The 10,500-nt window shown below is 54.8% G+C and carries 9 protein-coding genes and 1 pseudogene; 1 reads left to right on the forward strand and 9 read right to left on the reverse strand.

Going from position 1 to position 10,500, the window contains the following annotated elements; all coding sequences use genetic code 11:
* Positions 1-11 precede the first annotated feature (11 nt).
* From ACN0V1_RS15220 to ACN0V1_RS15250, 7 genes are all read right to left on the reverse strand, one after another.
* Complete coding sequence (locus ACN0V1_RS15220) at positions 12-734, reverse strand: ABC transporter ATP-binding protein (RefSeq protein ID WP_144779415.1); 723 nt, start codon at positions 732-734, stop codon at positions 12-14.
* Positions 731-1,522 carry an ABC transporter ATP-binding protein gene (locus ACN0V1_RS15225; RefSeq protein WP_417545804.1) on the reverse strand — a complete coding sequence of 264 codons (792 nt, stop codon included), beginning with the start codon at positions 1,520-1,522 and terminating at the stop codon, positions 731-733. The genes ACN0V1_RS15220 and ACN0V1_RS15225 overlap by 4 nt, the downstream gene beginning before the upstream one ends.
* A gap of 75 nt (positions 1,523-1,597) precedes the next feature.
* Positions 1,598-2,023, reverse strand: coding sequence for a PaaI family thioesterase (locus tag ACN0V1_RS15230; RefSeq protein WP_291950835.1), 426 nt, complete (start codon positions 2,021-2,023; stop codon positions 1,598-1,600).
* Entirely contained in the window at positions 2,020-3,669 is a 1,650-nt protein-coding gene (locus tag ACN0V1_RS15235) for an AMP-binding protein (protein WP_417545805.1), read from the reverse strand. Before ACN0V1_RS15235 ends, ACN0V1_RS15230 begins: the two co-directional genes overlap by 4 nt.
* 93 nt (positions 3,670-3,762) lie before the next feature.
* Positions 3,763-4,806, reverse strand: coding sequence for a proline racemase family protein (locus ACN0V1_RS15240; RefSeq protein WP_417545806.1), 1,044 nt, complete (start codon positions 4,804-4,806; stop codon positions 3,763-3,765).
* Positions 4,803-5,948: a zinc-binding dehydrogenase gene (locus ACN0V1_RS15245; protein ID WP_417545807.1), complete on the reverse strand. Its 1,146-nt coding sequence runs from the start codon at positions 5,946-5,948 to the stop codon at positions 4,803-4,805. The genes ACN0V1_RS15240 and ACN0V1_RS15245 overlap by 4 nt, the downstream gene beginning before the upstream one ends.
* 111 nt (positions 5,949-6,059) lie before the next feature.
* On the reverse strand, positions 6,060-7,172 hold the full coding sequence (locus tag ACN0V1_RS15250; protein WP_417545808.1) for an AI-2E family transporter: 1,113 nt from the start codon (positions 7,170-7,172) through the stop codon (positions 6,060-6,062).
* Between the two features lie 325 nt (positions 7,173-7,497).
* Between ACN0V1_RS15250 and ACN0V1_RS15255 the strand changes: the two are divergent.
* A pseudogene (locus ACN0V1_RS15255) lies at positions 7,498-9,068 on the forward strand (IS3 family transposase).
* A gap of 6 nt (positions 9,069-9,074) precedes the next feature.
* Here ACN0V1_RS15255 and ACN0V1_RS15260 read toward each other — a convergent pair.
* Both ACN0V1_RS15260 and ACN0V1_RS15265 read right to left on the reverse strand, forming a co-directional pair.
* On the reverse strand, positions 9,075-9,422 hold the full coding sequence (locus tag ACN0V1_RS15260) for a DUF4123 domain-containing protein (protein ID WP_417545809.1): 348 nt from the start codon (positions 9,420-9,422) through the stop codon (positions 9,075-9,077).
* A partial coding sequence (locus ACN0V1_RS15265) for a type VI secretion system Vgr family protein (protein ID WP_417545810.1) occupies positions 9,422-10,500 on the reverse strand: 1,079 nt, incomplete at its 5' end. The genes ACN0V1_RS15265 and ACN0V1_RS15260, both read right to left, overlap by 1 nt.

Raw genomic sequence — 10,500 nt, forward strand, 5'->3', positions numbered from 1 at the left:
CTTATCCAGGATCACACCCCCAAATAGCCATCCAGCACCGACTGCTTGGCACTCAGCTCATCGGCACTGACTTCTTCCACAATCAGCCCATGCTCAACGACGTAATGCCGATCAGCCAGAGGCGCTGCGAAGTGGAAGTTCTGCTCTACCAGAACAATGGTCAGTCCCTTTTTCTTGAGATCGACTAACACATGCCCCAGTTTCTCCACGATAACCGGCGCCAGACCCTCGGTAATCTCATCCAGCAGCAGCATATTGGCCCCGGTACGCAGAATTCGGGCGAGGGCCAGCATCTGTTGTTCGCCACCAGAAAGTTTGGTGCCCTGACTGAAGCGACGTTCGTAGAGATTGGGAAACATGGAGTAGATTTCCTCCAGGCTCATGCCTCCACTTCTCACCACCGGCGGCAGCGTGAGGTTTTCATGAACGCTGAGTGACGCGAAAATACCCCGATGCTCGGGACAATACCCGACACCCAACCTCGCAATGTTATGCGGGGCGCAAGACATGGTCTCTTCGCCGTTTATCATGATAGAGCCAGTGCGGCGGCCCACCATGTTCATTATCGCCTTGAGGGTAGTACTGCGCCCTGCGCCGTTGCGCCCGAGCAGCGTGACCAGCTCGCCCCGGTTAACAACCAGATCCATGCCATGCAAAATATGGGATTCGCCGTAATACGCGTGCAGCCCGGAAATGCGCAGCTGTTCATACTGCTTCGTCGCATTCACGCTCATTGGGCTGCCCCCTCTTCGATTGCTCCGCGTTCACCACTGGAACCGGTTCCCATATACACCTCGCGGACACGGGGGTCAGCCGAAACTGTTTCGTAATCACCTTCCGTAAGGACGGAGCCCTGCGCCAGAACCGTAATCCGGTCACACAGCTTGCTGACGACGCTCAGGTTATGCTCAACCATCAATACCGTCCGACCGTCAGCGGCCTTGCGCACCAGCTCAACCACCCTGTCTACGTCTTCTGCGCCCATACCCTGAGTAGGCTCATCCAGCAAGAGCAACTTTGGCTCCATAGCCAGCGTCGTCGCCAGCTCCAACGCCCGTTTGCGCCCATAAGCCAGTTCCACCGTTGTCGTATTGGCGTATTCGATGAGACCCACAGAATCCAGCAGCTCCATGCAGCGCTCATTGAGTCGGTTCAGGGATGCTCCGGACTTCCAGAAACTGAATGACGAACCTTCAAATCCCTGTAAGGCAACCCGGATGTTTTCCAGGGCAGTCATGTGGGGGAAAACCGCTGAAATCTGAAATGAACGCACAACGCCTTTACGCGCAATGCCGGCGGATTTCATTGAGGTAATGTCTTCGCCGTTGAACAGAATCTGGCCACGGGTCGGAATGAGGAACTTGGTGAGCAGGTTAAACACGGTCGTCTTGCCTGCACCGTTAGGGCCGATAAGAGCGTGTATATGGCCTTTCTGAATCTTCAGATTCACGTCGTCGACCGCAACAAAGCCCTTGAATTCTTTAACAAGGTTTCGGGTCTCCAGTACGAACTGGTCACTCATGAGCCAATCTGCCTTTGTTATTGTTGTACGTTTTATTTGTTTACAGATTAGATTGACGTTTACGTAGACGTCAATCTATTTCTCATATTTTTCCTGCGGTATTGAGTAGGTCATCGTTGAGTGAGCAACCGGCTCTTCTCCACCTTCCGAATAGACAAAAACCTCACCTACGCCCATGGTGCGCCCTACCTTGAGCATAGTCGCTCTTGCCCAGATGGGCGTATGGGCCGCAGGTTTTCGTAGAAAGTTGATATTCAGATTGGTGGTCACGGCCAAGGGTACGAGCCCGATTCGACTCAACAGGGCAGCGTACAGAGTGACATCTGCCAGCCCCATCATCACCGGGCCGGACACCGTGCCTCCTGGCCTCAGGTGTCCATCGTCGACATCCAGACTCATCTCGGCCCAGCCGTCGCCAAGCTTCCTCAGGCTGCCGTAGGCGGCACCCTGCGGAAACTGCTCCTGAAGAAACCGGTCCAGTTCCTCAAACGTAATCTTCATGAGTTGGGCTCGTCCTGAGCCCGATTACGAAGTACGAAGCGTTGAATTTTGCCGCTGGGGGTTTTTGGAAGCTCATCCACAAATTCGATTTCACGGGGAAACGCATGTGTGGAAAGGCGTCGACGAACCAGTTCCTGCAGCTCGTCCCGCAGGGCCTGATCATCTGCAGGCTGCTGGTCGCCTTTGATGACTACGTATGCCTTGATGATGGAACCGCGCTTCTCATCGGGCTTCGCAACCACGCCAGACTCTGCAACGGCGGCGTGTTCCAGCAATGTACTTTCCACATCTGCAGGGCCAACCCGATAACCGGCGGTGGTAATGATATCGTCATCACGCCCGCTGAATGAAAAGCTGCCATCACCGTGGCAGACCGCCATGTCACCGGTAAGGTAATAACCTTTCACGAAAGGATCTTTCTCGCCCCAGGTATAGCCATCAAAATGAAACAGCGGAGAGGCTTTTACATCCACGGCAATCTGCCCGACTTCACCTTCGCCCACTTCTTCGTTCTTCTCGTTCAAAGCGACCACTTTGTGGCCCGGCGATGAAAAGCCCATCGAGCCCTGCCGCACCGGATGCTCAAGCGCATGGAAGTTGCAGCAGGTCATACCGGTTTCGGTCTGGCCGTAGTGATCCTTAACCGGGCAGTAATGGCGGTTCTCGATCCAGTTAACCACCTCCGGGTTCAGGGGCTCACCTGCACTGCTGGCAACACGCAGGCCAAGGTTCTCACCCTCGGGCAGCAAGTGATCATTGGCCTTGAGCAGACGATAGGCTGTAGGCGCGGCAGCCAGGTTGGTGATCTTGTATTTGCGGATCATGTCGTAGGTGGATTCCGGGGTAAACGCGCCCGGATTAAAGTGGGTGGCATGCCCCATCAGTAGTGGCCCTACAACGGCATAGTAGAGACCGTAGGCCCAACCCGGATCCGCAACATTCCAGAAGGTATCGTCATCACGCAGGTCAATGGCGTACTTCATGTACACATAGAAAGCCATCAAAGCACGAGCCGGCACGGCAACGCCCTTTGACTTACCCACGGTGCCAGACGTAAACATCTGCAGGAATGGGTCGGTGCCCTTGATCATGACCGGTTCAAAATCCGGCTTCTGTTCGGCGAGAGCCCCGCGGAAATCCGGAATACCGGCACCCACTTTTTCTGCATCAATACACAGTACTGGCGAACAATCCTTCACGTCGCTGAGCTTGGAGTAGTTTGCCGGATCCGTCACGACCAACTTTGTGCCCGCACGCTCAAGACGATATTCGATAGCGCCAGAGCCGAACGCCGTAAACAGCGGCTGATAAACAGCACCCGCGCGCAGTGCGCCGGCGATAACAATGAGCAGTTCCGGGGTCCTTGGCAGCAGGCCGGCAACCCGGTCGCCTTTACCAATGCCCTGGGAGGTCAGATAGTTCGCAAAACGAGCAGACTGTTCTTTCAGCTCAGCAAAGGTAAGTACACCATCGCCGCCACCGTCTTTTTCGTAATAAAGCGCGACTTTCTTTGGGTCGACGGCCCACTTGTCACAAATTTCATGGCAGACGTTCAGCCCGTTTTCAAGGCTCCCATCCAGAATGTCCGCTTCCAGAGCGGCGGGATCAAAGTTGTTATAGATGGCTGAGTATTCCGGAAGGCTCATGATCAACTCCTGCTATTTTTATCTTTAAATGCATAGGTAAAGATTTAACATAGCCTTCACTTTACGTAAAGGTAAACTTTAGGCGTATAAGCCTCAGAAGCGAGCGCGGTTGCGGAGGATATGGTGAAGCCCATCGCAGTCCACCAGAGAATCTTCACAATTCACCACAATATCCGAACGCGCTATGACAAAACCCTTTCCGGTTATGTTGTTTTTCACAACTTGATAATCACCCGCCTGCTCTACGGCAGAGAACTCGCCAATAAAACCGGTCTCCCGCAGGGACACTGTTTCAAGCTTGTCTCCCGGGCGGATAAGCCCTTCGTAATTCATCAGGGCTAGCCGGGCCGAAGTGCCAGTACCGGTCGTGCTGCGACAGATAACACCCGGGTGCACATAGGTCGCAGAACGGGAGCGGTAATATCCTTCAGCCACCTGGTGTACCGGCCCCATAAAGTGCAGGAATGGTAGAGGCCCAACATCGCCCAGAGTGTAGTGGGAAAAACCCCTTTCCGCCTGAATCGCTTCAACAATGGCGTGAGCAGCGCCCGCAAGCTTGCGCTCTTCACTCAGCGTGAGATCAAAACCCAGAGATTCGGCATCCACCAGTGCGTAAAACCCACCGCTGTAGGCCACGCTGTAGGTGACGGTGCCGAGTGACGGCACTTCGATACTCGCACGGTGAGTATGAATATAGCTCGGCAGGCCCTCGCAGGTGATCGCTTCAACCACACCGTTTTCAACCAATGCCTCGATACGAACAAGCCCCGCCGGGGATTCCAAAAAGAAGTTCTGCCTGCCCTCTTTCTTGGCTACGATTCCAGCCTCAAGTACGGCGGTCGCCGTGCAGATGGTGTTGGAGCCGGAGTAAATCGGATACCCCATCACCTCCATGATGATATACCCGGCCGCCGCACGGGGATCAGATGGAGGAACCAGTAAATCAACGGACATCTCGGGGATACCGTAGGGCTCCTCAAGCAACAGCTTTCTCAAACCGTCGGCGCTATCACGAAGATACTCCATTTGTGCCCGCACACTATCGCCCGACAAAGGATCGATGCCGCCAGTCACAATGCGGCTGACATCGCCGCCAGCGTGGGTGTCCATAAGCTGAATGGTCAGTTCCTGCTTCATGCGCTGCGCTCCAGAGACCAGGGCTTACCATGCTCTTCCCACTGCGAATCCGGGACTATGACAATCTTGCCGAGATAACTGCTGCCACGATTCATGAAGTAGCGCTCCGCTTGTTGCAGCTCCGACAGCCGGAAAGCTCCATGAAGCACGGGCTTGAGTTGCCCGCTGCGAATCCACGCCACAAGTTGCTCTGCCTCCTCCCGTGTGCCGTGGGACACGCCAAAGATCTGAACCTGATACAGGTAAATCCGTGTCCACAGGATTTCACTGACGTTTCCGCCACTGGCGCCGGCAATGCTCAGGCGTGGATAGGTTTCACGGGCATTCATATCAAAGATCATGGCGTCGATGAAACGGTCGGTCATATCGCCGCCCACCAGGTCCATAATCGCGTCAAAGGGTTTGCCGCCGGTTTGCGCTTTCACCCGCTCCACAAAGCTGTCCATATCGGAACGATCGAGCACCGACTCTGCTCCAAGCTTTTGGAGCGCCGCGGCTTTATCCGGTGTGCTCAATGCGAAAGGTATGGCACCCATAATCCGACAGAGCTGAATCAACGCAGTACCGACGCCTCCGCTTGCGCCGGTAACCAGTACACGCTCCCCGGCTGTTATATGAGCAGACGTGAGCATGTGCATTGCCGTCTGGTATGAACACATTCCCATTGCGGCAAGCTGCGCATCGTCCAGATCCTCATTTGGCACAGAGTGGAACTGATCTGAAGGAACGGCGGCGTATTCCGCGTAGCCGCCATCTGCACCATGGCCGTAATAATCCGGGGTAAGATTGATATCACGGCGGTTATCCGCATAGATATTGAAATCCAGCAGGCCTCTCTCGCCAATACGGCCAGGATCCACGCCATCGCCCACGGCCACAACACGACCAGCAATGTCAGCGCCCTGAATACGGGGGAAAAGCAGCGTGGGTTTACCACCCATCTGAAACGAGGTGGTCTCACCCTTTTTGGTGGGATACAGCCCTTCCCGGGCTTTGCGATCTGTATTGTTTTTGGCGGTTGCGGTTACCTGAACCAGCACCTCACCGGGCGCCGGAGACGGCGTGGGCACGTTTTTATGCTCAAGCTTTTCAATGTCGCCATGGCCTGTAAGAACCATAGCTTTCATGGTGTTCGGGATCATAGGTGAATAATCGTCCCTGCCTGAGGAATGTAAGGTATCCCCTCAGGATAGGCGACATTCACTCGGGTGTCAGGGCGGATGCCGGGTATTCATTATTTTACCCGCCACACACTAACGGGCAATCACCTTGTACACAGGACGCAGCTTGGGGATCTGTTTCAAAATAACCTGAATGACGGTCATCAACGGCACCGCCAGCAACACACCGACAGGCCCCCAGAGCCAGCCCCAGAAAAAGATGGAAACAAAAATAATCACCGGATTAATTGCCATGCGAAAACCGTGTATCCAGGGCTCAATGAAGAAACCCACCATCGTGGTCAGGGCAAGATAACCGACTGGCGCAATGGCCATCATCCACAAAGTGTCCAGACTTACCGCTGAGACAACTGCAAGCAACAGAATGGTTAGAATAACCCCCAGATAAGGGATAAAGCGCGCAAGGCCAGCCACCAGCCCCCAGACTGCCGGGTCTGGCAGGCCGACAGCCCAGGCCATCAGTCCGGTAGCCACGCCAACAGACGTGTTGCTGATGCCCAGAACCCCGAGGTACTGTGCAATCTGCTGCTGGGAATCCCGGGTAATACGCAGAACCGTTCTGCGGTGGCTTCGTGGTAACTGTCGCACAAAGTTAAGCACCAGCCTGTCGCCGCTAACCAGCAGGAAGTATGTGAGCGCCATCGCAAGAGCAAGACCTGCAATGCCGTCGCGGGCTTTGCTCATTAGCTGAGCTCGCCATGATTCGGTCTGCAAAACCACAGTTGTTGGCTCTGCAGCCTTCGTTTTGCTACCGCCCTCCGAAAGCTCGCTCACGGAGTCCTCCACTTTCTGTGCGGACTCGGTGACCTTGCTGATCTGCCGCTTCAGCTCACTTTCCCCAACCAGTAAACGGGAAATACCCTCCGGAGCCTTACCCGCCCACTCCAATGCAGGGGTGGCGACGGCCAGGGACACACCCGCGATAGCGGCAAGCACGAGCAAAACAAGTATTAACGAACTGACTACCCGAGGGATACGCAGCCCAGTACACATGCGAGTGGCAAGAGGCGACAACAGCATACTTGTCAGCAACGCCAACACCATCGGTAAGATGATCTGATGAGCAAGATACAGGGTGTACAGAACACCCAAAATAAAGAGCCCGTAGATGGGCGTGGAAAGATCCGCCAGAGTCTTTCCCGGCTTTGGATTGGGTTGCTCAATCGAGTTCTGTTCGTTTTCCATAGGAGATCCGATGACTGGCGAAGGGTTCTCAGATTATAGAACGCCGCGTGCGTTGAGGAGGACAGCAAACCTGCGCAAACTCAAATATCGCATTTTCTTAGGCAATCCGCGTACTGTAAGGGGCAAATTCAGCCCTGCCTAGTTTATTGGCTAGAAATACACCCGACTATCGCCGTAAACTTGTGCGCAAACTCTTAGCACGACGGTTTTTACTGCTATGACTAAAGGCTCATCCTGTTCCGAACTTCTCCCCCTCTGTCAGCCTAGTTGTCCAGTTGGCGATTTCGCCTGAATCTAATCGGTTTGGGGCGGCATGGGAGCATTCATGCCACGTTATTCCGAAGAACGTAAGGCCGCAGTCCTGAAAAAGCTATTACCTCCGCAGAACCGAAGTGTGGTGTCGGTAGCGGCAGAGGAAGGCATCTCCGATGTGACTCTGTATAGTTGGCTTAAACAGTGTCGACAACAAGGAATGCCCGTGCCAGGTAACCGAAATACTGGGGAAGACTGGTCCCCCGAAGCCAAATTGGCCGTTGTAGTGGAAACGGCCTCTATGTCTGGAGCTGAACTCAGTGCCTATTGCCGTAAGAAAGGTCTGTATCCAGAGCAAGTGCAGCGCTGGAAGGACGCCTGCCTTAAGGGTGCTGGCATGCAGGAGGGACTGGAAAAAACGGCTCAGAAGCAGCAAAGAGACTCTCGCAAAACGATCAAGAAGCTGAAGGCGGAAGTCCGCCGTAAAGACAAAGTCTTAGCTGAGACGACGTCGCTTCTGGTGCTGTCAAAAAAGCTCGAAGCCTTGTACGGCGAAGATCCGGACAGCGACGAGGACATCTGACGCCGCTGGACGAACGTGCAAGGCTCCTGGAGCTGTTTGATGAAGCCGTTGCCGGCGGTGCTGCCCGATACAAGGTCGCAGAGCTAATAGATATCAGTGAGCGCACATTGAAGCGTTGGCGAGACACTGACGGTCGGGTGGCTCAAGATCGCCGCCCGGAGGCAGAGCCGGTCGAACAGCCCCATAGACTCACACAGATCGAGGAGGTGGCCATTCTAAGCGCGTGTAATCAACCCGAATATCGGAGTTTACCGCCCTCCCAGATCGTGCCGTCGCTGGCTGACAAAGGTGTTTACCTGGCCTCGGAATCGTCGTTCTACCGGGTGCTGAAGAAACATCAGCAGCAGAACCACCGAGGCCGCATGAAGCCGCCTCGCAAAGTGCCAGAGCCGACCAGCTTTACGGCAACCGGCCCGAATCAGGTGTGGACCTGGGACATCAGTTATTGTCCGTCAGCAGTGCGCGGTCAGCACTGGTATCTGTACCTGATCATGGACATCTACAGCCGCAAGATCGTTGCCTGGGAAATCCATGAATCGGAGTCGGGAGAACTGGCGAAGAAACTGGTTGAGCGCGCTCTGTTGCGGGAAGGCTGTTGGCACAATCCGCCGGTGTTACACTCCGATAATGGAGCGCCGATGACATCGTACACGCTCAAGGCCCGGCTGGCCGATCTGGGCATGTTGATGTCCCACAGCAGACCGAGAGTCAGCAACGATAATCCTTACTCGGAGTCATTGTTCCGGACCGTCAAATACTGTCCTGAGTGGCCGTCAAAGGGCTTTGAGTCGCTCACGGCGGTGCGCGACTGGATGCTGGCGTTCGAGTACGCCTACAACGAAAAGCACCTGCACAGTGGCATCAACTTCGTGACACCGGCAGATCGGCATCGGGGCCTTGATCTCCAGCGCTTGGCACATCGAAAACGGGTTTATGAAAGCGCAAAGCGCCGGAATCCACAGCGCTGGTCTGGAAGCACCCGGAACTGGGAAGTCACCGGTTCGGTATCGCTCAACCCTGGCAAATTGCAGGAAGTTGAGCTTAATAAATTAGCTGCTTAAGTGCAGCTATTTGGACAGCTGGGTTGAAAATCGCCGCGTTGCCAAGCGCGCTATACGTAATCCGCGTAAATGGTCCATCACCTCGTCAAATTGGCGGATTGCCTGGAATACAATAGCTGCCCCCAAGTGCTTCCAGTCACCGAAACACCTCCCGGCCAGCGGGCTACTCATGTCTGTTTCAACCAACCAGGGTGATATCTCCAGTAGGTCAGACAGCTCGGTTCCTCTGTACAGTGCATCGCAACGAAGAACTTCTTCGTCACGGTATATGACCTGAGCCAAGTCACTCACTTTCGCGCCGTCGATGAGAACGAACGTTTTACCGGTATCAGAAAGCCCCGCCAGATTACTCATCAAACCACCTCTCGTGACTTAGGAGAGCATATCTGACAAATTCCCTTGCCCTGATTCGCTGCGTTCCTGATTGCCCGTATCTGGTCTGGTTTTGCCCAGGGACGCTGGGGTGATTCTGGCGGCTTTTCAGGCGCTGCTTTTACCACCCCCCTCATCTCAACCACCCCAGGCATGTCCGGAACCTGAACTTTCTGTCCACTCCCTTTGCCCGCCGAACCACCAGCGTTCATTTTTATAGAGGCTCCACTCATGGCGACACCACTCGGATCTATCTTCAAAAAGCTACCACCGGCTTTCACGGTGATTTCGGCGCCAGCCTCGATGACGGCCTTTTGCCCAGCTTTGATATGAAGTTCAGTACCTGAATTACTGAGCCAGGCGGTGCCGGCCTTCAGGTGCAAAGAGCCGGTTACGCTGAAGCTATGATCTTTGCCGGTGTGTTCGCGTTTTTCGCCGTCGGTAGTTTGGTGCTTACTCCCTTTTACGTGGCTGAAACGATCATTCTCGACGGTGAGGTGGCTGTCCTTTTTGATGACTTCCGTGCGGTTGTTTTCGGTGAGCAGGTCGAGATCTTTCTGGGCGTGAACGTAGATCTGTTCCTGGTCCGCTTCGTCTTCAAACCGCAATTCGTTGCTGCCCTCGCCCTTGTGAGTCTGGGTTTTCAGAGTGGTGCGGGTTTTGTGTTCCGGTAACGCGTAGGGCGGTGTGTTGGTGGCGTGGTAGGTGCGGCCGGTGATGATGGGCTGGTCCGGGTCGCCGTCGAGGAAGGAGACGATGACTTCGTTGCCAATTCTCGGCAGGGCCATAAAACCATATTGTCCGCCGGCCCAGCCTTGGCTGACCCTTAACCAGGCGCTGCTGTGTTCATCGTTATTGCTGCTCTCTACCTCTTTTGGCCGCTGACGCCGATCCCAAGGGAAGCGCACTTTTACCCGGCCAAATTCGTCGCAGTGGATTTCTTCACCTTCGGGGCCAGTGACGATAGCCATTTGCGGGCCGTTCATCAGTGGGCGATGGGTGGGTTTTGGTCGCCAGGTTTTGTCGGCAGGTATAGCACTGAAGGTGTTGTGATAGGTGG

The sequence above is a fragment of the Marinobacter sp. genome, assembly GCF_048266785.1.
Lineage (GTDB): Bacteria > Pseudomonadota > Gammaproteobacteria > Pseudomonadales > Oleiphilaceae > Marinobacter.

Excerpts from the sequence above, each read along its gene's own strand:
- ACN0V1_RS15220 (WP_144779415.1), bottom strand. The coding sequence starts at position 734 with ATGAGCGTGAATGCGACGAAGCAGTATGAACAGCTGCGCATTTCCGGG.
- ACN0V1_RS15225 (WP_417545804.1), bottom strand. The coding sequence starts at position 1,522 with ATGAGTGACCAGTTCGTACTGGAGACCCGAAACCTTGTTAAAGAATTC.
- ACN0V1_RS15230 (WP_291950835.1), bottom strand. The coding sequence starts at position 2,023 with ATGAAGATTACGTTTGAGGAACTGGACCGGTTTCTTCAGGAGCAGTTT.
- ACN0V1_RS15235 (WP_417545805.1), bottom strand. The coding sequence starts at position 3,669 with ATGAGCCTTCCGGAATACTCAGCCATCTATAACAACTTTGATCCCGCC.
- ACN0V1_RS15240 (WP_417545806.1), bottom strand. The coding sequence starts at position 4,806 with ATGAAGCAGGAACTGACCATTCAGCTTATGGACACCCACGCTGGCGGC.
- ACN0V1_RS15245 (WP_417545807.1), bottom strand. The coding sequence starts at position 5,948 with ATGATCCCGAACACCATGAAAGCTATGGTTCTTACAGGCCATGGCGAC.
- ACN0V1_RS15250 (WP_417545808.1), bottom strand. The coding sequence starts at position 7,172 with ATGGAAAACGAACAGAACTCGATTGAGCAACCCAATCCAAAGCCGGGA.
- ACN0V1_RS15260 (WP_417545809.1), bottom strand. The coding sequence starts at position 9,422 with ATGAGTAATCTGGCGGGGCTTTCTGATACCGGTAAAACGTTCGTTCTC.